Origin of the sequence: Planobispora rosea (assembly GCF_014648175.1) — a bacterium.
Lineage (GTDB): Bacteria > Actinomycetota > Actinomycetes > Streptosporangiales > Streptosporangiaceae > Planobispora > Planobispora rosea.
On the sequence record NZ_BMQP01000011.1, the window covers coordinates 116,252 to 138,514 of the forward strand.

Below are 22,263 nucleotides of genomic sequence, written 5' to 3' on the forward strand. Positions count from 1 at the left end.
GGCCCGGAGCCGTACGGAATGCGAGGAATAGGGACGCCCGTGCCGGGAACGGGCAACGGTAATCATCCGGTCAGTTCCCGGCAAGGAGTTATTTCATGGCAGCGCGGTACGTGGTGAAGAAGACCTCTGCGGGGTTCCGCTTCAACCTGGTGGCCGGCAACGGTGAGATCATCGCCACCAGCGAGTCGTACACGACGAAGGCCGGCGCGCTGAAGGGCATCGAGGCCGTCAGGGCCAATGCCGACGCCCCCGTCGACGACCAGACCGGCAACTGACACCGGTCCGGGCGACGGCCCGCACCGCGTCCGTCGCCGGGCTCCGGCGCCCGGCGACGGACGCGGTGCGGGAACCGGCGCGGCGTCCCTCAGGGACTGTCTCCCGGACCTCCGCCTCCCGAACCTCCGCCGCGGCGAGGCTCCGTCCGGGCGACCGCAGGAGACAGGACGATCCGGGAGGCGGGTCCCAGGCGTCGATCAGGCGTCGATGTGGTCGCGGTCGATCTCGGCCGCGCTGCTGACGATGAACTCCCGGCGCGGCGCCACGTCGCTGCCCATGAGGAGATCGAAGATGCGCTCGGCCGCCTCGACGTCCTCGATCCGGACCCGCCGCAGGGTGCGGTGGCGGGGCTCCATGGTCGTCTCGGCCAACTGGTCGGCGTCCATCTCGCCCAGGCCCTTGTAGCGCTGGACCGGGTCCTTCCAGCGCTTGCCGCGGCGCTCCAGGTCACGCAGGACCCGGTGCAGTTCGGCGTCGGAGTAGCAGTAGACGTATCTGGCCTGGCCCCGGCCCGGGTTGGTGATCTCGATCCGGTGCAGCGGCGGAACCGCGGCGAAGACACGCCCGGCCTCGACCAGCGGCCTCATGTAGCGGTGGAACAGCGTGAGCAGGAGACAGCGGATGTGCGCGCCGTCGACGTCGGCGTCGGCCATCAGGATGACCTTGCCGTAGCGGGCGGCCTCGATGTCGAACGACCGGCCCGAGCCCGCCCCGATGACCTGGATGATCGCGGCGCACTCGGCGTTCTTGAGCATGTCCGAGACCGAGGCCTTCTGCACGTTCAGGATCTTGCCGCGGATCGGCAGCAGGGCCTGGAACTCCGAGTCGCGGGCGGCGCGGGCGGTGCCCAGCGCCGAGTCACCCTCGACGATGAACAACTCGCTGCGGTCCACGTCGTCACTGCGGCAGTCGACCAGCTTGGCGGGGAGCGCGGAGTTCTCCAGGGCGGTCTTGCGCCGCTGGTTGTCGCGGTGCTCGCGGGCGGCGATGCGGGCCTTGGCCGCCGCGACGATCTTCTCCAGAGCCGCGCGCAACTGCGGCTTGAGCGTGCGCGAGGGGTTGGCGAACAGCTCCTTGAGCTCGCGGGAGACGACGTGGGAGACGATCCTGCTGGCCGCCGAGGTGCCCAGGACCTCCTTGGTCTGCCCCTCGAACTGCGGCTCGGGCACCCGGACGGTCACCACGGCGGTGAGGCCCTCGAAGATGTCGTCCCGGGTGACCGGGGCGTCGCCGTTCTTGAGCAGGCGGATCTCGCGCAGTTGCTCGTTGACCGTGCGGACCATGGCCCGCTCGAAGCCGTTGACGTGGGTGCCGCCCTTGGGAGTGGCGATCACGTTGACGAAGGAGCGCACGGTGGCGTCGTAGCCCTTGCCCCAGCGCAGCGCGACGTCCACGGTGAGCTCGCGCTGGACCTCGGTGGGGGTCATGTGCCCCAGGTCGTCCAGGACCGGCACGGTCTCGTGGAAGTGGCCGACTCCCTGCAGCCGCAGCACGTCGCAGACGGCCTCGTCACGGGCGAGGAACTCGGTGAACTCGGAGATGCCGCCGTCGAAGCGGAACTCCTCCTCCACGGGCTCCTCGCCGCGGCTGTCGCGCACGGACAGGGTGAGGCCGGGCACCAGGAACGCGGTCTGGCGCAGGCGGACATGGATCTCGTCGAGGGAGACCTCCGCCTCCTTCAGGAAGATCTGGCGGTCGGCCCAGAACCGGACGCGGGTGCCGGTGCCCTTGCGGGCGAGCGGGCCGCCGTCGCGCAGGCCGGACTTCTTCTTGAACTTGGCGGTGGGGCCGTCGCCGTCGAAGACGCCCGGGACGCCCCGGCGGAAGCTGATCTCGTGGATCCGGCCGTCGCGGTCGACCTCCACGTCCAGCCGGGAGGACAGGGCGTTGACCACCGAGGCGCCGACGCCGTGCAGGCCGCCGGAGGCGGCGTAGGAGCCGCCGCCGAACTTCCCGCCCGCGTGGAGCTTGGTGTAGACGAGCTCCACGCCGGCCAGGCCGGTCTTCGGCTCGATGTCGACGGGGATGCCGCGGCCGTTGTCGCGGACCTCGATCGAGCCGTCGGCGTACAGCTCGACCTCGATGCGATCGCAGTAGCCCGCCAGCGCCTCGTCGACGCCGTTGTCCACGATCTCCCACAGGCAGTGCATGAGACCGCGGCTGTCGGTGGACCCGATGTACATGCCCGGGCGCTTGCGGACGGCCTCGAGGCCCTCCAGAACCGACAGATGACGAGCCGTATAACCCGTCTCCGTAGTAACTGCGGTCACACCCACTCCCTCTGCTCGAACACTTGTGCGCAGCCTACCGTCCTTCCCGGTACGGCGCGTCATAGCTTGCCATCAGGGACCTGTCAGCGTTACATCGGGCGCGATTCCCATCACTAAGAGATACATTCCGCTCTCGGCGTACTCATGGGTCGGTTGGGAACGCCCGTATCCGGTTAGATGTTGTCTCAAGTGACTGACGCCAGATCCCCCTCCCCGGGGATGACCCGAAAGGCGATACGTGACTGGAGCCCTCGCCCCCGCCAAGCCCCTGAAGGCCACGGACCGCTGTGACCGGTGTGGCGCCCAGGCCTACATCCGCGCGACCCTTCCCGTAGGTGGGGAGCTGCTGTTCTGCGCCCACCACGGGCGTCAGCACGTAGCCGTGCTGCGCGACAAGGGCGCAGACATCCAGGACGAGTCCGCGCGCCTCAGCGCCACTCCCGCGGTCGCGCCCAACGACGAGAGATGACCGAACGGCGGAGGTCATCCGCGGACCCGATAGTGATATCGGCCCGCCACCGTGAAGCCCAGCCGCTCGTAGAGCGCCCGGGCGCCGGTGTTCGCCTCCGTCACGACCAGATATGCCTGCTCCGCGCCCTGCTCTCGCCCGTGTGAGAGCAGGGCGCCCAGCAGGCGCTCCGCATGACCTCGGCGCCGCGCGTGCGGCACCGAGGCCATGCAGTAGATCCCGAACCACTCCCCCTGCGGCACGCCCCTGCCCACGGCCTCCTCGCCCAGTGAGGCGTAGGCCGCGGGCACACCGGTGAGGATCCGCGTCGCCGTCCCCCGGCCTGAGCCGTACCTGCCGTCCACGCTCCACCAGACGTCCGTCCACTCGCGCCCCGGTGCCGCCGCGATCCGGACCTCCGGCCCGGCGTCCCCGCCGCCCGCGCCTTTCCCGGACCGTTCCGGTACGGCCTCCGCCAGGGACGCGGTCATCACCAGCGTGGGATCGGCCAGCCGGTAACCACGCGCCTCCAGCAGACCGTCCAGCCCCGGCGTGGCACCCCCGCCGACGGAGAACACGCACGGCTGCCCCCTCCCGGCGTAGAACTCCTCCGCCTCCTCGACCGCGTCCTCCAGGTCGGCCCGCGCCCCGAGCGGGAGCACCGAGTTGGCCCGCCTGGTCACCCCGCCCGCGGCCCGCAGCGTCCAGCCGTCCCGGTCCACCCGCTCGAACGCGGGCCATGCCTGGTCGACCAGCCGGTCGAACGTCTGACTGATCACATCAGGAGATCCTAGAACCTTCCCCGCGGCGGGCCGGAGGGGGACGGCGATCCGTGATCCGCGACCCACGGGACGGCCGCGGTCGTCCGCGGGAACGGCGCGACGGTGATCCGCAGTAAGGCGGTGGTCTGCGGGAACGGCGGGGCCGGGACCGGGCGGGGAGCCCTCACGCACCGCCTATGCTCGGAGACCGTGCTGATCCTGCTGCCCCCGTCGGAGGGCAAGGCCGAGGCGGGCGACGGTCCCGCCCTCGACCTGCCCGCCCTGAGTTTTCCGTCCCTGCCCCGGCAGACCGTCCTGGATGCGCTGGCCGCACTGTGCGAGAGCCCGCAGGCGCAGAGCGTCCTCGGCCTCTCGGACGGGCAGGCCGGTGAGATCGAGAAAAACCGGCGGCTGCGGACCGCGGCCACCCTGCCGGCCGGAGAGCTCTACACCGGAGTGCTCTACGACAATCTCGGACTGGCCTCCCTGTCCCCGCGGGCCGCCGCCCGCGCCGAGGAGAGCCTGCTCGTCTTCTCCGGGCTCTGGGGGCTGATCAGGATCACCGACCGGGTCCCGCCGTACCGGCTCTCCATGGGCGTGAAGCTCCCGCCGCTGGGCGGGCTGGGCGCCTTCTGGCGCCGCTCGATCACCCCGCTCCTGGACGCGCGCCCCGGCCTGGTGGTGGATCTGCGCTCCAGCACCTACGCCGCCGCCTGGCAGCCGGGCGACCGCGCGGTGGCGGTGCGGGTGCTCAAGGACGGCAAGATCGTCAGCCACATGGCCAAGGCGACCCGAGGCGCGGTCGCCCGCTCCCTGCTGGAGGGCGACGCCGACCCGCAGACCCCGGACGAGCTCGCCAAGGTCCTCGACGACCTCGGCCACACGGTCAGCCTCGGCCCCGCCCCGTCCGGCAGGCGCCCATGGGTCCTCGACGTGCTGGCCTGACGGCGCTCAGCCCCGGCCCGGCCCCGTCGAACAGACCCATGGGCTCTCCGCGTCCGGCACCACGAACGCGAGAGCCTGAATCTGCAACCCGCGACAACCCCCGTGAAACCACGGGAACCCGCATGACACCGCGAGCGGCCCGCGCCTGATGGCGCGGGCCGCTCGTCGGTTGTGCTCGCGGACCCCGTTGCCCGCGCCGGCAGGGTCACCGGCGTGGTGCGAGGGCCGGTCCCGGTCCAGCGTCCCGGCCCGGGAGTCACCGCCCAGGGGCCTGGCCGGTCCTAGTCCAGGTAGTCCCGCAGGACCTGGGACCGGGACGGGTGGCGGAGCTTGGACATGGTCTTCGACTCGATCTGGCGGATCCGCTCGCGCGTCACCCCGTAGACCTTGCCGATCTCGTCCAGGGTCTTGGGCTGTCCGTCGGTGAGGCCGAACCGCATGGAGACGACCCCCGCCTCGCGCTCGGACAGGGTGTCCAGCACGGAGTGGAGCTGCTCCTGCAGCAGCGTGAAGCTGACCGCGTCCGCGGGGACGATCGCCTCGGAGTCCTCGATGAGGTCACCGAACTCGCTGTCGCCCTCCTCACCCAGCGGGGTGTGCAGGGAGATCGGCTCGCGGCCGTACTTCTGAACCTCGATGACCTTCTCGGGGGTCATGTCGAGCTCGCGGGCCAGTTCCTCCGGGGTGGGCTCGCGGCCGAGGTCCTGCAGCATCTGCCGCTGGACGCGGGCCAGCTTGTTGATCACTTCCACCATGTGGACCGGGATGCGGATGGTCCGCGCCTGGTCGGCCATGGCGCGGGTGATCGCCTGCCGGATCCACCACGTGGCGTAGGTGGAGAACTTGTAACCCTTGGTGTAGTCGAACTTCTCCACCGCGCGGATCAGGCCCAGGTTGCCCTCCTGGATCAGGTCCAGGAAGAGCATGCCGCGGCCGGTGTAGCGCTTGGCCAGCGAGACCACCAGGCGGAGGTTGGCCTCCAGAAGGTGGTTCTTGGCCCGGCGGCCGTCCTCGGCGATCCACTCCAGTTCGGCGCGGACGTCCACCGGCAGCTTGTCGCCGTCGGTGCCGAGCTGTTCCTCGGCGAACAGGCCGGCCTCGATGCGCTTGGCGAGCTCGACCTCCTGCTCGGCGTTGAGCAGGGGAACCTTGCCGATCTGCTTGAGGTAGTCCTTGACCGGGTCGGCGGTGGCTCCGGCGGCGGCGACCTGCGCCACGGGGGCGTCATCGTCGTCGTCGGAGAGGATCAGGACCTCGTCGTCGCTCTGGACGACGGCGGGGTCGGGCTCGGCCTTGGCCTCCTCCTCGACTTCCGCCTCGGCCTCGGTCTCGACCTCGACCTCGTCGGCCTCCACCTCGAGGTCGAAGTCCTCGAGCTCGACGTCCTCGAGGTCGATCTCCTCCTCGTCCTCGGAGTCGATCACCTTCGGCTTGGGCTCGGCCTTGGCCGCCGGAGCGGCGGCGTCCTGGGGCCCGGTTCCCTTGGCCGCCGGGCCGGGGACCGGCTTCTTCGCCGGAGCGGCCTTCTTCGCCGGGGCGGCCGGCTTCTTGGCCGCGGGCGCGGGCTCGGAACCGCCGACGACCGCGGTGACGGTCTCCGGCTGCTCCTTGGCCGCCGCGGCGGCGGTCTTGGTCTTCTTGACGGGGGCGGCGGGCGTGGTCCGCGGGCGCTTGGCCTGGGGCCGCTTCTTGGGGGCCGCGGAGTCCTCAGCAGTCAGCCGTACGGTGATGCCCTCTTTGCTGAGGCTGCGCAGGATTCCAGCGACCTGCGCCATCGGAATGTCCGCTTCCTCGACGGCCTTGCGGACATCCTCGGACTCGAGGAACCCCTGCGAGCGCCCCCGCTCCATCAGCTGCTGAATGACGGGCTCGTTCAGCTCGGATGGCTTCGAGCGAGTCGAACTTGCAGGCGACACGAACACCTCTCGAAGGAAAGCGAGACGAGAATGGACTCAGATGCCCGCTAGGGGCGGATGCCTCTAGGTTGTGGTCAGCGAGGCCGTGCGAACCGCGACGCACCTGCCCAGCATTCTGGCATGACACCGTGATCCATACGGCCGCCTCCTGGCGGTTGCCCTCCACCCTAGGCCGACGAAGACAGTAGTGCGTACGGAAGCAGGGCACCGATACCCGAAAGCAACCCTTATGACTGTTTCATTCAGTCACTCTTCGTCGTCGGAGGGACATGAATTGCAAGCACCGTGACGTCATCATCCTGCTCATACCCCGCCAACATGCGATCCACCAGGAAATCCAACAGCATATGCGGACTTCCTACGACTTCCGGAGGCGCTTCGGTCACAACAGAGCAAAGTTCGGCAAGTCCGGCGTCCAGTCCACGCTTCCGGTTCTCCACCAGACCGTCCGAGTACAGGACCGCGGTGTGCCCGGGCGGGACGCAGAACCGGAACTGACGGCGGCTCGCCGGCCAGCCGAGCGGGGTGCCCGGCTCCCCCTCGCACAGCAGCGGCACGCCCTGGGGCGAGACCAGCAGGGGCGGCGGATGACCGGCCAGCGCCAGCGTGCCCTCCCCCGTGCCCGGCTCGACCACCATGTAGGCGAGGGTGGTGACCTGCTCCTCCTCCTCGGTGGCCTCGAAGACCCGGTCCAGGCCGGTGAGGACCGCCGCGGGCGGCGGGTTGGTCAGGGCCAGGGCCCGCATCGCGTTGCGGATGCGGCCCATCCCGGCCGCCGCCTTGACGCCCTTGCCCATGACGTCGCCGACCACCGCCGCGACCCGGCCGTCCTGCAGGACGAACGCGTCGTACCAGTCGCCGCCGACCTGCACATGGCGGCTGCCCGAGCGGAAGCGCTGGGCGAGCGTCAGCCCGCGGACCACCGGCAGGCGGTCGGGCAGCAGGCTGCGCTGGAGCGTCTCGGCGGTGCGGTGCTCCCGCTCGAAGAGGGTGGCCCGCTCGACGGCCAGGGCGCACTGCCCGGCCAGGGCCTCCAGGAAGACGCCGTCCTCCTGGGAGATCTTCTGGGGGCGGGTGAAGGAGAACCGGAGCGCGCCCAGGGCGCGTCCCGCGGCCAGCAGCGGCAGGCCCACCCATGCCCGCTCGTCGCTGTGCGAGATGAACCCGCTGATGGCCTCCTCGTCCCCGCCCGCGTCCACGAGCTGGGACAGCAGGCTCTCGGGCGACTCGGCGAAGACCGGGCGGCGGCTGTTGACCGCCATGGTCATCACGCTGGAGTGCGAGAGCGGGATCTCGTCGCCGGGCGCACCGGGGACGTCCGGGATGCCACCGCTGTTGACCAGCTTCAGCACGGCCCGGTCGGCGTCGAGCAGCGCGACCGCCGAGCGGTCGGCGGCCAGCGCCGTACGGCCCACGTCGATGATGACCTGGACGACCTGCTCCACCGTGAGCGCCTCGGCGAGGATCGCCGTGGCCCCCTGCAGCCGCGCCGTGCGCAGGGCCGCCGCGCCGAGCTGGTCGGTCAGCCGGCCGCGCATCTCCTCGGCCTCGCGCTGCGGGGTGACGTCGGTGTTGGCGCCGACCCACTCGACCACCTTGCCGTGCCGGATGATCGGCACGGCCCGCACCTCGAAGTGGCGGTAGCCGCTGGCCCGGGTGCGGACCCGGTAGCTCCACTCGAACATCGTGCGCCCGCGCAGCGCCTCGCGCCACGCCTCCTCGGTGTGCGGGCGGTCGTCGGGATGGACGGCCTCCAGCCAGCCGTAGGCGAAGTAGTCCTCCAGCCCCTGACCGGTGATGGCCCGCCACTGCGGGGCGTCCTCCACGATCCCGCCGTTGGGCGCGGTGATCCACACGAGCTGCGACTGCGCCTCGACGAGCGAGCGGTAGCGCTCCTCACCGCGCCGCAGGTCCTCCTCGGCCTGTTTGCTCTCGGTGACGTCCGCCCCGACCAGGCAGACCGCGCGGAGCACGCCCTTGTCGTCGTGGACCGGCGAGAAGGTCAGGGACCAGTGGCGGGTGTCGCCGCCCGCCGTACGCACCCGGATCCGCTGGTCCCCCTCGATCGGGGCGCCCTCCACGACGGCACGGACCGAGCCCGAGATCAGGGCGGTGAGGTCGGCGGAGAGCATCTCGCCCGGATCACGGCCGGCCAGCCGCTCGGCGGCCAGGCCCACCAGCCCGGCGAAGACCTCGTTCACCCGCTGGAAGCGGCCGGCGGGGTCGAAGAACGCGAAGGCGAACGGCGACTGCGACAGCAGGCCCTGCAACAGACCGGAGTCTGAGATGTCCACACCCGACTCCCGGGGACGGGGCACGGAGGTTTCGGCGCTCATGGTCGGCACCTCCGTCGCGTGCCAGGGTCTCCCACGAGGCACATCTCCAAACTTGCGAATTCGGCGTAGCAGAGCTCCGGGAAACCGGACCCCGCCCTACATCATCGGCGATTGGCGCCCATGGACGGAAGTCCCGCCCAAAGTGCGATGAACCAGAGTGCGATGGAGCCGCCCGGCCCGAGGACCGGGATGCCCGCGTTGACCTGCTCTCCCCGTCTGCGAGGACGGGGATTCCCGTGCCGCTCACACGGCGGCTCACGGCGCGCCGCGAACCGCGGAACGGGCGCTTGACGCTTCACCGGCCCGGGCAACCCCTAAAGCCTCCACGTCCCGAGACGACCGGCCCGGCCGCCTGCCCGCTTCGGACTCGAACACGTTAGCGTCCAAGTCATGATCCAGAAGGTTCCGGAACCATCTGTCTCACCGCCCCCCACCGCACCGGCGCGATCATCTCCGGCGTCTCCGAGCGCTCGCGGCCAGGACACTAGCAGGATCGAGCCGGACCGTCCCGACAATCGCCCACCTCGCCTCCGCCGACGCCCCGGACAAGATCAGGCTACTCACTTGCGACTGATTCGGTGCCCGCTTCCAGAAGACCCATTTACCTTCGTGACACCGCCTTGAGTCAAGATATGGGTCAACTTTCCCCCCCGCCCATCGGAGGCTTGACACCACCGCGATACGTTGTGGAATGAAAAGCGCACGTCCCCGCCGTCCATCCGGGGTGTCCTCGGTAATCGGGAGGAATGTGACACTCATGCCCGCTCTCGCCATCCACGCCGCCGGCGCCGCCACCATGACGCACGAGCCCGTGAGCACCCGCCTGGCCGCCGAGTTCCTCACCGTCCCCCTTGACACTGTGGACAGGTGTGTGGCCGACGTCCGCGCGTGCACCGAGCATCTCGGCGTCGAGGCCACGCCCGAGGTGGTCGAGCGCGTCGCCCGCGAACACCTCCTGGCCATCGTCAACTCCGCCCCGCCGCCGCGAGCGTTCCGGTAGGCGCGGGCGTTACGGCGTTCCCCCGCCCCGCCCCGGGCCATCCCGGCCCGGCCCGGCGGGCGCGAACGGGCCCGGGGCGCGCTCCCGGCTCGGGACGCGCTCCCGGCGCGGGAACCGCCGGGTTTATCCGGCGGGAGAAGCGCTCCCCTGTTATGGTTCTGGTGTTTGAACGATCAGGGCTTAGCGTGGAAGTCGGGGCTCGGTCGCCGTCTCCCTCCCCCGGGAGTGAGAAGCCGCTCCCTCCGAGGAACAGGTGATGTCACCACCCGCGGAGCCGCGTCCCGAGCGATGCGGACGCCGTGCATATGATGTTGGTCCGGGCGGGTCTCGTCCCGGCTGGTACTGATCGCGTAAGACTTGATCGTCGGCCGATCGATCGAGCGGCGTGAGCCAGGAATCCCTTTCGGTTCACGAGAGGGAGGAGTCAAAATGAGCGAGCGAGCCCACAGGCACGACGCCCTCCGCAGACCCGGGCTCACATCGCCGGTGGAGGAAGCCGCTTGAGCCGCCGACATCGCAGGGACCCCCGGGAGACCCAGGCACCGGACGAGGTCTTCTCCGAGATGCTGCTGGCCGCCCGCGAACTGCTGGCCGTGCGCAGCCCGCTGGACGCCGAGCTCATGGTCTCCGACATGGTCGGGGCGTGGTGGGGACGGCGGTTGCGGCGCGGGGACGCCGAGCAGGTGCTCGGCGAGGGACTGGTCGACTACGCCGCCAAGGCCGGCTCTCCGGCCGCGCTGACCCTGCTGATCGCACTGGCCTACCTGGGCACCGCGCGCCAGGCCGCCAAGGCCGAGGGCGCGGCCCTGGCGCTCATGGAGCGCGGCGTGGCCCGGCCCCGCTGGGCCGACCGGCTGGGTGTGGTCAAGCCGACCGGCTGCTACGTCTCCCGCGACTCCTACGGCGACCAGGACACCGTGGTGTGCACCTTCGGCTACCGGGGTTCCGACAGCGGTGAGGACCGGCACGCGCTGGTCGTGGTCGTCGACTACAACATGCGGGGCATGGCCCGCGACGCGTGGGTCTCCTCGCAGGTGGACAAGCTGCTGGAGCAGGCCCGCGCAGAGGCCGAGGCCAACGCGATGCTCCGGTTCGAGGAGATCGAGCCGCAGCAGGCCAGGGCCCTGCTGGAGTCGGCCATGAAGGCCACCGCGGAGTACGGCGACCGCAAGACGACCGCCCCGGTCAGCGACAGCTACAGCGCCTACCACGCCTTCGCCCGCTCCCGGATCAAGGCGCTCCCGCCCGGCCGCAAGCGCCCGGCCCCGCTGCACAGCGAGGCCCCCTACAGCCGTGACCGCCGGGCGATGCTGGCCGCCGAGTTCCTCTCATCGGACGCCGCCGAGCACCTGTCGGACCCGTCGGCGGCCTCCCGCTGCGCCGACCACATCATCGACTACGGCTGCGAGCAGGACTTCGGCCGCCCGCTGCGGGTCAGCCCGACCAAGTGCGAGACGTTCCTGCTCGACTGGCTGCCGCGCAAGGTGATGCTGAGCCCGGCCGAGCAGGAGGCGATGCCGCACGTCCTGGGCGCCTGGGCGCGCTTCGCCGCGCGCCGTACCGGCCTGGCCGAGGAGGGACTGCGCGCCACCCTGGACGGCGTCTGGGAGGCGACGGCGAGGTTCGCCGAGACCTACCGCGACCCGACGAGCTTCGGCCTCGACCGCGGCCTGGTGGAGCGGCTGCTGCCGGACGGGGACCTGTCGGCGCTGGCCCGGCGGGTCTTCGCCTTCCCGTTCCTGCAGGGCATGCACGGTGAGATCAAACTGGACCTGCTCAACCCCTCCGACGAGACCGACCGCAGGGTCCTGCTGGAGATCGACCACGCCGACGACCGCGACCGGTTCGACTACGACGAGCACCTGGCCTGGCACGAGGAGATCGCCTCGCGACTGTGGGAGGGCGACCCGCCGCAGCTGTGGGAGGCGGCCCAGCGGCTGCTGGACCTCGGGCACGACCGGCACGAGGTGCTCCACGTGCTGATCGAGATAGCCGAGCGGATCGGCGACGACCCGGAGGAGCTCGCCATCGCCCTCGACGACATCGCCGACATCCCCGACGGACCTCCGGTATAGGTGAGCCACGGTGACCGACATGGAGATCGACCTCAACGCCGACCTCGGTGAGGGTTTCGGCATCTGGCGGCTGGGTGACGACGAGGCCCTCCTCGACGTGGTGACCAGCGCGAACGTCGCCTGCGGGTTCCACGCGGGGGACCCGGTCACGATCCGCCGCACCTGCGCGGCCGCGGTCGACCGGGGCGTGGCCATCGGCGCCCAGGTCTCCTACCGGGACCTGGCCGGGTTCGGCCGCCGCGAGATGGAGATGGACCCGGAGGACCTGTGCGCCGAGGTCCTCTACCAGCTGGCGGCGGTGGACGGCATCGCCAGGGCGATGGGCGGGCGGGTCTCCTACGTCAAGCCCCACGGCGCGCTCTACAACCGGATCTGCCGCGACCCGGAGCAGGCCGAGGCGGTCGTGTCGGCCGTCCTCGACTACGACCAGAGCCTGCCGCTGCTCACCCTGCCGGGCTCGGCCGTCCACGAGGTCGCCGCCCGGGAGGGGATCACCACCGTCACCGAGGCGTTCGCCGACCGCGCCTACACTCCCTCCGGCGCGCTGGTCCCCCGCCGTTCCCCGGGCGCGGTGCTCCACGACCCCGGCGCGGTCGCGGCCCGGGCCGTGCGCATGGCGACCGGGCACGTGGTGACCGCCGTCGACGGCTCCCAGGTCCCGGTGGAGGCCCGCTCGATCTGCGTGCACGGCGACACCCCCGGCTCCGTGAGGCTGGCGCGGGCGATCCGCGACAGCCTGGCCGAGGCCGGGGTGACCCTCAAGGCGTTCACCTGAGGCCGGGGCGGCGGTGAACGACGGAGGGGGCGGAGAGGCCGTGATCAGGCGAGCCGGGGAGCACGGGCTGCTGGTGGAGACCGGAGCGCTGGAGATCTCACACCGGCTGGACGCGCTGCTGCGGGCCGACCGCCCGGCCGGGGTGACCGAGATCGTCCCCGGCCCCGCCACCGTGCTGGTCGTCGCGCCGGGCGCGGACCCGGCCCGGCTCCGCTCGTCGTTGTCCCTCCTGGCCCGTACGGCGCGCTCCCCCGGCGCGGGGACCGCCGCGCCCGAGCGGACCGTGACGATCCCCGTGATCTACGACGGCGCCGATCTCGCCGAGGTGGCCGCGCTGGCCGGGCTCACACCGGAGGAGGTCGTCGAGCGGCACACCCGCCGGGAGCTGGTCGCGGGCTGGCTGGGCTTCGCCCCGGGCTTCGCCTACCTCACCGGCCTGGACCCGGCCCTCCACGTGCCGCGGCTGGCCACGCCCCGGACCTCGGTTCCCGCCGGGGCGGTGGCGATCGCCGGCCCCTACTCCGCGGTCTACCCCTCGGCCTCGCCGGGCGGCTGGCGGCTGCTGGGCCGCTCTCCGCTGCCGGTGTGGGACGTGACCGCCGACCCGCCCGCGCTGCTGACCCCGGGCACGCGTGTGCGCTTCCAGGCGGTCCCGGAATGACCACCCGGCCTGCCCCCGCGCATCCCGTCTCCCGGACGACCATCCGGCCCGTCCCCGCGGACCCGGCGATCGCATGATCGAGGTGATCGCGCCCGGCCCGTACGCCACGGTGCAGGACCTCGGCCGCCCCGGATACGGCCACCTCGGGGTGCCCCGTTCCGGCGCCGCCGACGCGCCGAGCCTGCGGCTGGCCAACCGCCTGGTCGGCAACCCCGAGGACACCGCCGGGATCGAGCTGACCTTCGGCGGGTGCCGCCTGCGTTTCTCCGCCGGGACGTGGGTCGCGCTCGCGGGGGCGCCCTGCCCCGTCGGACTGCTCCTGCCCGAAAGAGGGGGGGACCGCCGGGACCCGAGGGCGGGGATGCTCGCGCCCTTCTGGGTTCCCGCGGGCGGGCAGGTCCGTGTGGGGACGCCTGTGACCGGGCTGAGGACCTATCTCGCGGTCCGGGGCGGCGTGGACGTGCCCCCGGTCCTGGGCAGCCGCTCGACGGACTCGCTCTCGGGCCTCGGCCCCGCCCCGCTCGCCCCCGGCCTGGCCCTGGCCGTGGGCCCGGCCCTCGGCCTCCCGCCGATCGTGGTGGACGCCGCCCCGCCCCGCCCCGCCGAGTCACGGCCGCTGCGCCTGATCCCCGGCCCCCGGGACGACTGGTTCGTCCCGGGGGCGCTGGCCGCCCTGTGCGCGGGGCCGTACGAGGTGAGCCAGGACAGCAACCGGGTCGGCGCGCGGCTGCGCGGGGCGGCGCTGGAACGGGCCCGGGACGGGGAACTGCCGAGCGAGGGCATGGTCGCCGGAGCCCTGCAGGTGCCGCCGGACGGGCAGCCGATCGTCTTCCTCGCCGACCACCCGCCCACCGGCGGTTATCCCGTCATCGCGGTCCTGGCCCCGGCCGACCTGGCCCGCGCCGCGCAGCTCCGCCCGGGGGACACGGTCCGTTTCCGCCTGTGACGGCCCGCCGCGCCCCGTCCGCCGGGCGATCGGGACGGCGATCCGGGGCCTCCGGGAGGCCGCCCTCCGCCGGAATCTCCCCTACTCGGCAGCCCCGCGAGACCCCAGCAGCGCCGTGACGCGCTCGGCCTCGGCCCTGAGCGGCGCGGGCGGCACGTCCTCGAACAGATCGAAGGCGATCTCACCGTTCCCGGCCTCCCAGACCCCGGCGACCCGGCCCCGGTGGACCACGACCGGGGAGATCCATCCGGCGGCGCGGCTGACCTTCGCCCTGGCCTCCTTGGGCAGGAGGGGTTCGAGGTCTCGGGGGGCGCCCAGGATGTACTGGTCGAAGCCGGGAAGCAGGTGCACGCCGCCGGCGGGCTCCGTCGCCGCCAGGTCGTCGAGGTGCTCGGCGAGCACGACCATGGGGCGGCCCTCCACCTCGACCTCGGCCAGCTCGGGGGCGAGATCGCGGAACCAGCCCCGCAGGGTCGCCTTGCGGGCGGCCCCCCGGTAGAGCCAGGCGTCGAAGGTCTCGGGAGCCCCCGGCCCGTGGGCGCCGAGGAAGGACCGGACCAGGACCAGACCGCCCTCCTCGGCCGTGGGCAGGGCGGCCGGCCAGCCCGGCACCCGGTCGCGCGGGGCGGCGAAGGTGACCCGTCCCTCGCGCGGCGGGCCGTAGCAGAGCTCGCCCAGGAAGCTGAGCGGCTTGAGCAGCGCTCCCCAGCCGGAGGTGAGCACCTCTCGCAGATGCTCGTCGCCGGTCACCTCGATGACGGCCTCGACCAGCTCCTCGCGGGTGAGGGTCCGTCCCGCGAGCGCCCGCGGGACGGCGTCGAGGATCGCCTCGACCTCGGCGGCGGTCACCCCGTGGCCGCGCTGCCAGGACCCCTTCTCCCAGTGGCGGAACGAACCCAGGACCGCAGCGTAGGAGGGCAGCTCGTCGGCCGGCACGAGGTGGAGCGTGCCGCGCGCCGTCCAGGTCTTGGCCAGGGTGCGCTCCTGCCACAGGGCCCGGCCGATCTCACCGCGCCGGGGTCGCGCCTGCCGTACGGCGACCGCCAGCTCGGCCGAGGACGCCACCTGGGCCTGCACCCCGGTCAGCCGCCGGACCACCGAGACCGCGTCCGCCCCGGCCGCCGGATCGACGAACTGCCGCTTCAGCCGCCACGCGAGCACCTGGGGCCAGGTCACCGAGATCGTCATGTCCTCATTCCTATACCCGGGCGCCGACAGTTCCCCGGGGACGTCAGCGGCATCCGGGGGTCGTCAGCGGCCGGAGATCTCGTCCACGGCCGCGCGCACGTCGGCACCGGTGATGGTGGTCAGCTCGGCCGCGCTGGCGGGGCCGCCCAGGGCGGCCAGCCGCACGTCGCGGCGCATCGCGGCGCGCTCGAACAGGGACCGGGCGAAACGGCCGTTGCCCAGGCCGTCGATCAGGCCGTTCTCGCACACCCAGGTGAAGACCTCGGCCAGGTTCTGCCGGGCCTCGTCGTCGAACCGGTCGCCCGCCCCCTCGGCGAGCAACCCGGCGATCTCGGCCAGCTCGTCCGGGGCGTAGGAGGGGAACCGCACGCGCTGGTTGAACCGGCTGGCCAGGCCCGGGTTGGTGGTCAGGAAGGAGGTCATCTCACGCTCGTATCCCGCCAGGACGATCACCAGCCGGTCGCGGTCGTCCTCGGCCCGCTTGAGCAGGGTCTGCACGGCCTCGGAACCGAAGGCGTCGCCCCCGGCGTAGCCGCTGTTGACCAGGCTGTAGGCCTCGTCGATGAACAGCACCCCGCCCAGCGCCCGGTCGACCAGCTCGTTCGTCTTGATCGCGGTGGCGCCCAGGTGCTGGCCGACCAGGTCGGCGCGCTGGGCCTCCACCACGTCGGGCCGGGCGAGCAGGCCCAGGGCCGCGAAGATGCGGCCGAGGATGCGGGCCACGGTGGTCTTGCCGGTGCCGGGCGGGCCGGTGAAGACGAAGTGCCGCATCTGCGGCGGGGTGGGCAGGCCGCGCTCCTGGCGCATCCTGGCCACCCGCAGCTGGGCGGTGATCGCGTGGACCTGCTGCTTGACCGGTTCCAGACCGGCCATCCGGTCCAGGTCGGCCAGGGCCTCCTCCAGGGTCGGCGTGGCCTGGTAACCGCGGTAACGGGCGGTGAGCTCGTCGAAGGCCTTGGCGACGTCCGGCCCGGTGGTGGTCACCAGGTCCTCGGTGGTGGGCGAGCCGCCCGCGCCGACCACCCGGACGTCGCGGGCCTGCGCCGCGGCCTCCACCAGGCTGCGGACGAACCGGGCGTTGCCCAGCTCGTCGACGAGTCCGCGGCGGTGCACGTCGGCGAAGCGGGCCAGCAGGGCGGGCCTGGCGTCCTCGGCCATCCGGTCGCCCCGGCGCCGCTGCAGCAGCCCGGTGATCTGGACCAGCTCGTCGGGGGTGTAGCCGGGGAACCGGACCCGGGTGGCGAACCTGCTGGACAGGCCGGGGTTGGAGGCGAGGAAGGAGGTCATCTCCTTCTCGTAACCGGCCAGGATGACGATCAGCCGGTCGCGGTCGTCCTCGGCCCGCTTGAGCAGGGTCTGCACGGCCTCCGCGCCGAAGCGGTCGGGCTGCCCGTCACCGGAGTTGATCAGGCTGTAGGCCTCGTCGATGAAGAGCACCCCGCCCAGCGCCCGGTCGATCAGCTCGTTCGTCTTGATCGCGGTGGCCCCGAGGAACTCCCCGACGAGGTCGGCGCGCTGGGCCTCCACCACGTAGGGCGTCTCCAGCAGGCCGAAGGCATAGAAGATCTTCGCGACGGTCCGGGCGACACTGGTCTTGCCGGTGCCGGGCGGGCCGACGAACACGAAGTGTCGCATCGGCGGCTCGGTGGCGTAGCCCGCCTCCCGGCGCAAGCGGGACGCCTCGATCGAGGCCGCGATGGAGCGCACCTGCTCCTTCACCGGGTCCAGGCCGATCATGGCGTCGAGCTCGCCGAGCGCCTCCTCCACCGAGATCGGCGGCGGCGCGGACCCGCCGCCGTGGCCCTGGACCTGCGGCCCGCCCTCCTGGACCCGGATCCTCACCGGCTGGTCGTGCTCGGAGACCAGACCCCGGACCCGGCGGGCCGCGATGAAGCGGTGGACCAGGACGGCGGCGGCCACCCCGCAGGCGGCCCACGGACCGGCGGCGGGTGCGATGAAGAACAGCGCGAAGGCGGCCACGGCGGCGGGGACCAGCGCCATCAGGGTGGTCAGCCACGGCGGGACCCAGCGGATGAGGTGGGCGATCCCGGCCACGGCCACGCCCAGGACCAGCAGGAGCGCGGGGGCGGGCGACCGCGGGCCGTACAGGCCCATGAAGAAGCCCAGGACGAGCATCCACCCGGCCAGGACCAGCACGGTGGCGCCGGCGCGGGGGAAGCGCAGGGTCAGCGCCGTGAAGCCGAGCAGCGCGATCGTGACGAGGGCGGTGGTGAACAGGGACCAGCCCAGGATCGCGGCCGAGGTCATCGCGGCGAGGAAGGCCACGACGTGGAGCAGCCTCCGCCCGGCGGGGGGAAGCCGGAAGTAGCGCGCCCGCACCTGTTCGAACAGATCCCGTGCCGCCGTCCGCCCGGCCGGCCTGGCCCTGTCGGAGTCCCGCATCACGCCTCCCCGGTCGCCCCCGGTTATACCGCACCCGGCGGGAGTTTGGGCGTGCCTCGGAACGACGCCACGCCGCCGTGCCGGCACAATCCGATAAACGGACGAGTACGGACGATCCACACGATGAGGAACTGTCACTCCCAGGCAAGTACGCGGCGGACGTCAGCGCACGGGTCTGCCGTCCCGGGGACGGAGCCGACCCTGGTGGCGCCCGGGATAGTCACCGACCACGACGTGCTTGGGAGTGACCCGGAGCACCTCGGCCTCGGCGTCTGCGATCGCGACGCCGCGTACCTCGGCCCAGAAACGGCGATCCAGCGGGTCGGCGACGAACACCGCCACCCTCGGGTCCCGCTCGGCCGCCTCCCACGCGTCGTCGGCGGCGATCAGGCGGAGCTCACCGCCCGGGCCGACCGACCCGACCGAGCCCACGGCCAGCGCCCTCGGTCCCGTCGGGTCGGCGTAGGCGAGCACCACCCCCCGCCCGTCGGCGAAGGCCCGGCGCACCGCGCCGCTGAGTCCCACCGGCGGGCGGGCGTCACCGGGCAGGCGCCGTCCGCAGCCCTCGCACATGATCAATGAGGACCGTCCCGGCCCGGGCGTGCCCTGCCACCACGCCCGGGCCGCCCTGATGACGTAGGCGGCCACCACCGTCACCAGGACCCCGACCCCCACCTGCCACGCCCGGCGGTCGAGGGGATCGGGGAGTCCGAGAACCCGTACGGCCGCCGCCGCGGCGAACAGGAGCGACGTGGTGACGAGCAGGGCCAGCACCCCGGCCAGCCACCGGTCGCGGGCGAGCACCGCGCGCAGGCGGAAGGCCCGCCCGGCCCGGCGGTACGACCAGCCGAGCGCGGCCGGGACGGTCACGGCCGCGAGCGCCCAGCGCGGGTCGTCCAGGAGCCGGGCCGCCGCCGCGGTCAGCACCAGCGCCGACCAGGCCCGGACCGCCACGAGCCAGAGCGTCACGTCGATGTCGCGCCCGGCCGTGCGGTCCTCGTCGGCCGCGGTGAACTCGGCCAGCGCCCTGACCGGCCGCCCCCGCCACGCCTCGGCCAGGGTGCGCAGGACGGGGAGGGCGGCTCCGTTGAGGAGCACCAGGAGCGCGGGACCCGCCCACACGTTGCCCGGCAGCGTCCCCGCCAGGACCGCGAGGCCCGCCAGATCCACCGGGGACGCCGGGGTCACCGGGGTCGCGGTCTCCACCGCCGCCGCGAACTGCTGCGCGGCGCGGGGCAGGGTGGCCAGCGCCGCCCCGTAGGCGGCGACCGTCACCAGGGTGATCACCATGCCGAGGGCGAGCCACGGGTCACGGACGAGCATGCCGGGGACGTACGGCCAGAGCCTGACCCGCCGGGCCCGCCGAAGAGTGATCACCAGGACGACGGCGAGCACCGCCGCCCCGCCGCCCCTGGCGGCGGCCACCGGATCGGGTCCGGCGGCCGCCGCTCCCCCCGCACCGGCCGCGGCCACCAGGGCCGGGCCGAAGGCCGCCGCGGCGACCGCCAGGAGCGCCACCGCGAGCAGGACCCGGACCTGCCGGGACCACACCTCCAGGGCGCGCCGGGCCCGGCCGGTCTCCCGGGGGTCCACCGGCCAGGCGGGGTCGTGGTGCCTGCGGGGCCGTTCCCAGCGCAGCATCGCCAGGCCGAGGTTGATCCGCGCGCCGGGATGGTCGTCCAGGCGGCGCAGCGCGTGCCGGTAGGCGGTCCGGGCCTGGGCGTAGTCCCCGCGCAGAAGTGACAGGTCTCCCACGAGCACGTGCGGGTCGGGCTCCTCGGGGGCGTAACGGGCGGCCCGGGCCGCCTGGACCCGCGACTCCTTCCACCGCCCCGGAATCCGGCGCAGGGCCGCTCCCAGGCGCAGCCGCGCGCTCCAGGAGCCCGGTGCCAGCCGTACGGCCTCCTCCGCGGCGGCCACGGCCTCCGCGTCCCGGCCCAGCCGCTCGAACGCCAGGCTGGCCAGGCGGTATCCCCATTCGGCCCCGGCCCCGGCCCGGGGGTCGAGCTCCACCGCCCGGCGGGCCGCCTCCAGCGCGGCCTCCGGTTCGCCGCGGCCGAGGCGGGCCGCCGCCACGGCGCACCATTCCCGGGGGTCCCCGGGATCTCCCGGGTCCCCGAGGCCGCCGAGCTTCCCGGGGTCCTCGGAGCCGCCGGAATCCGGCGGGAGCGGCCCGGGATCACGACTCCCGGGCCCCTCGTGCCCGCCGGAGCCCGTGTGTCCGCCGGAGCCCTCGTGCCCGTCGGAACCATCCTGCCCCTCGGAGCCCTGGTGCCCATCGGAACCATCCGGACCATCGGAGCCGCTCACCATCGCGGCTCGCGAACCTCGCGCCTGTCGATCATCGGGAACCCACGAACCTCGCACACCCTCACCACGACGGCTCACCCTCGCGCCGACTCCCACGACCGCCATGGTCGGTGCGGCTTCCCCGTTTGCCTAGATCCTCGCTACAGGGCTCTATCTCTCTAGAGAGGTCACGGTTCCGGGCCCCGGATGCGCGTATCGCCCCGGAATCGATCTGCCGATACGTCCTCATCCCGTGCGGAAGTTGCCCTAAGCTGCCACGCATGCTCAACCCAGGCCGGTATCCCCTCAGCCGATGACCGCAGTGGAGGTCGCCGTCCGCGCCACGCACGCGGAGACCGGCCGGCGCTCGTCCAGGACCGGCCGCTGGTCGGTCCTCGTCCTGCTGTGCCTCAGCCTCCTGCTGATCACGGTGGACGCCACCGTCCTGCACATCGCCGTCCCGGCGCTGACCGCGGCGCTCGAACCGAGCGCGGTGCAGCTGTTGTGGATCATCGATGTCTACTCCCTGGTGGTCGCCCCGCTGCTGCTGACCTTCGGGACACTGGGCGACCGCTTCGGGCGCAAGCGGCTGGTGCTGATCGGATACCTGGTGTTCGGGGTCTCCTCGGCCGCGGCGGCGCTCGCGACCACCCCCCTCGCCCTCATCGCGGCGCGGGCGCTCCTCGGGGTCGGCGGCGCGATGATCATGCCTGCCACGCTCTCCATCATCCGGCAGGTCTTCACCGACCGGCGGGAGCGGGCGATCGCGCTGGGCGTGTGGAGCGCGGTCGCGGCGGCCGGCGCCGCGACCGGGCCGCTGATCGGCGGCCTGCTCGTCGAGCGCTTCTACTGGGGCACCGTCTTCCTGATCAACGTGCCGATCCTGCTGGCGCTGCTGCCGGCCGCGGCGCGGCTCCTCCCGGAGTCCCGCCCGCGCCCCGGGCAGCCCTGGGACGCGACCAGCGCGCTGCTGTCGGTCCTCGGCATCCTCGCCCTGGCCTTCGGTGTGAAAGAGACGGGCGCGGGCCGTCCCGGAGGGGTCGTCGCGCTCCTGGGCGGCCTGGCGCTGCTGGCCTGGTTCACGCGCAGGCAGCGGCGGCTCGCCTGCCCGCTGCTGGACCTGGACCTGTTCCGGCGGCGGACGTTCACCGTCGGGGTGGTCGCGGTGCTGCTGACCGTCTTCGCCCTGGTCGGCCTCCAGCTGATGCTCGCCCAGTATCTGCAGCTCGTGCTCGGCGACAGCCCGCCCGGCGCCGCCGTCCGCATGCTCCCGCTGATGGTGGCCTCGGTCGCCGGCGGCCTGGCGGGCGCGCACCTGCTGAGCCGGTTCGGGCTGCGCGCGACGATGGGCGGCGGGCTGGCGCTGACCGCGCTCTCCCTGGCGCCCACGCTCACCTGGGGCACCGAGCGGCACTCCGTGGGGCTGGCGGCCTGCTTCGTCGGCATCGGTTTCGGCATCCAGGTCGCGCTGCTGGCCGCCTCCGACACGATCATGTCGTCGACCTCCGAGGACCGGGCGGGCGGGGCCGCCGCGGTCGAGGAGACCGCCTACGAGCTCGGCGCCGGGCTCGGCGTCGCGGTGCTCGGCACGATCACCACCGCCGTGTACGCCCGCTCGCTGCCGCCCGTCGCGGGCGTCGCGGCCGAGCCGATGGCCCAGGCCCGCCAGTCGCTCGCCGCCGCCGCCCACGTGGCCGGGGAGATCGGCGGCGCTCCCGGGGCCGCGCTGCTGACCCAGGCCCGGACCGCGTTCGTGGCCGGGCTGCACTCCACGATCGCGGTGAGCGTGCTGCTGCTGGGCGCCACCGCCGCCGTGGTGTTCATGGTGCCCCGCGGGCGCCGGAAGGCCGGGCCGGTCCCTGTCGGCTGCGCCCCCGCCGGATCCCTCCCCGCCGGTCCACCGCCGTACGGACGGGATCACTCCATTTCACTCGCCGCGATTCAGACCAATCCGGAATAACAGATTTGGTCGGG

At 73.0% G+C, this 22,263-nt stretch carries 16 protein-coding genes; 9 read left to right on the top strand and 7 right to left on the bottom strand.

Features of this window, described 5'->3' with window-relative positions:
• Positions 1–95 precede the first annotated feature (95 nt).
• Positions 96–275: a YegP family protein gene (locus IEZ08_RS13580; protein ID WP_068925444.1), complete on the top strand. Its 180-nt coding sequence runs from the start codon at positions 96–98 to the stop codon at positions 273–275.
• A gap of 198 nt (positions 276–473) precedes the next feature.
• Here the strand turns inward: IEZ08_RS13580 and IEZ08_RS13585 are convergent, their stop codons facing one another.
• Positions 474–2,546 (bottom strand): DNA gyrase/topoisomerase IV subunit B, encoded by a 2,073-nt coding sequence (locus IEZ08_RS13585; RefSeq protein ID WP_176728572.1) that lies wholly within the window; start codon positions 2,544–2,546, stop codon positions 474–476.
• 238 nt (positions 2,547–2,784) lie between these two features.
• On the opposite strand from IEZ08_RS13585, the gene IEZ08_RS13590 reads away from it, so the two are divergent.
• Positions 2,785–3,015: a DUF7455 domain-containing protein gene (locus IEZ08_RS13590; RefSeq protein WP_068925449.1), complete on the top strand. Its 231-nt coding sequence runs from the start codon at positions 2,785–2,787 to the stop codon at positions 3,013–3,015.
• Positions 3,016–3,029: 14 nt separating this feature from the next.
• Here the strand turns inward: IEZ08_RS13590 and IEZ08_RS13595 are convergent, their stop codons facing one another.
• Positions 3,030–3,773 carry a GNAT family N-acetyltransferase gene (locus tag IEZ08_RS13595; RefSeq protein ID WP_189242237.1) on the bottom strand — a complete coding sequence of 248 codons (744 nt, stop codon included), beginning with the start codon at positions 3,771–3,773 and terminating at the stop codon, positions 3,030–3,032.
• 192 nt (positions 3,774–3,965) lie between these two features.
• Between IEZ08_RS13595 and IEZ08_RS13600 the strand changes: the two genes are divergently transcribed.
• Entirely contained in the window at positions 3,966–4,700 is a 735-nt protein-coding gene (locus IEZ08_RS13600) for a YaaA family protein (protein ID WP_068925453.1), read from the top strand.
• Between the two features lie 281 nt (positions 4,701–4,981).
• Here the strand turns inward: IEZ08_RS13600 and IEZ08_RS13605 are convergent, their stop codons facing one another.
• Both IEZ08_RS13605 and IEZ08_RS13610 read right to left on the bottom strand, forming a co-directional pair.
• Positions 4,982–6,616 carry an RNA polymerase sigma factor gene (locus IEZ08_RS13605; protein ID WP_068929019.1) on the bottom strand — a complete coding sequence of 545 codons (1,635 nt, stop codon included), beginning with the start codon at positions 6,614–6,616 and terminating at the stop codon, positions 4,982–4,984.
• A 242-nt stretch (positions 6,617–6,858) separates the two neighbouring features.
• Positions 6,859–8,952, bottom strand: coding sequence for a SpoIIE family protein phosphatase (locus IEZ08_RS13610; protein ID WP_189242238.1), 2,094 nt, complete (start codon positions 8,950–8,952; stop codon positions 6,859–6,861).
• A gap of 757 nt (positions 8,953–9,709) precedes the next feature.
• Between IEZ08_RS13610 and IEZ08_RS13615 the strand changes: the two genes are divergently transcribed.
• From IEZ08_RS13615 to IEZ08_RS13635, 5 genes are all read left to right on the top strand, one after another.
• Positions 9,710–9,952 carry a hypothetical protein gene (locus IEZ08_RS13615; protein ID WP_068925457.1) on the top strand — a complete coding sequence of 81 codons (243 nt, stop codon included), beginning with the start codon at positions 9,710–9,712 and terminating at the stop codon, positions 9,950–9,952.
• A gap of 563 nt (positions 9,953–10,515) precedes the next feature.
• A complete protein-coding gene (locus IEZ08_RS13620) occupies positions 10,516–12,027 on the top strand; it encodes a hypothetical protein (protein ID WP_068929020.1) in 1,512 nt (503 codons plus the stop codon).
• A gap of 19 nt (positions 12,028–12,046) precedes the next feature.
• A complete protein-coding gene (locus IEZ08_RS13625) occupies positions 12,047–12,802 on the top strand; it encodes a LamB/YcsF family protein (protein WP_189242267.1) in 756 nt (251 codons plus the stop codon).
• A 40-nt stretch (positions 12,803–12,842) separates the two neighbouring features.
• A complete protein-coding gene (locus tag IEZ08_RS13630; RefSeq protein ID WP_189242239.1) occupies positions 12,843–13,463 on the top strand; it encodes a 5-oxoprolinase subunit B family protein in 621 nt (206 codons plus the stop codon).
• A gap of 73 nt (positions 13,464–13,536) precedes the next feature.
• Positions 13,537–14,409: a 5-oxoprolinase subunit C family protein gene (locus IEZ08_RS13635; RefSeq protein WP_189242240.1), complete on the top strand. Its 873-nt coding sequence runs from the start codon at positions 13,537–13,539 to the stop codon at positions 14,407–14,409.
• A gap of 81 nt (positions 14,410–14,490) precedes the next feature.
• On the opposite strand, the gene IEZ08_RS13640 is transcribed toward IEZ08_RS13635, so the two are convergent.
• The 3 genes from IEZ08_RS13640 to IEZ08_RS13650 all read right to left on the bottom strand — a co-directional run bounded on the left by IEZ08_RS13640 (position 14,491) and on the right by IEZ08_RS13650 (position 20,076).
• Entirely contained in the window at positions 14,491–15,597 is a 1,107-nt protein-coding gene (locus IEZ08_RS13640) for a winged helix DNA-binding domain-containing protein (protein WP_189242241.1), read from the bottom strand.
• A 63-nt stretch (positions 15,598–15,660) separates the two neighbouring features.
• Positions 15,661–18,000 (bottom strand): AAA family ATPase, encoded by a 2,340-nt coding sequence (locus IEZ08_RS13645; RefSeq protein ID WP_068925463.1) that lies wholly within the window; start codon positions 17,998–18,000, stop codon positions 15,661–15,663.
• A gap of 162 nt (positions 18,001–18,162) precedes the next feature.
• Positions 18,163–20,076: a tetratricopeptide repeat protein gene (locus IEZ08_RS13650; protein ID WP_189242242.1), complete on the bottom strand. Its 1,914-nt coding sequence runs from the start codon at positions 20,074–20,076 to the stop codon at positions 18,163–18,165.
• 526 nt (positions 20,077–20,602) lie between these two features.
• Between IEZ08_RS13650 and IEZ08_RS13655 the strand changes: the two genes are divergently transcribed.
• Positions 20,603–22,249, top strand: coding sequence for an MFS transporter (locus tag IEZ08_RS13655; protein ID WP_084780507.1), 1,647 nt, complete (start codon positions 20,603–20,605; stop codon positions 22,247–22,249).
• Positions 22,250–22,263 lie beyond the last annotated feature (14 nt).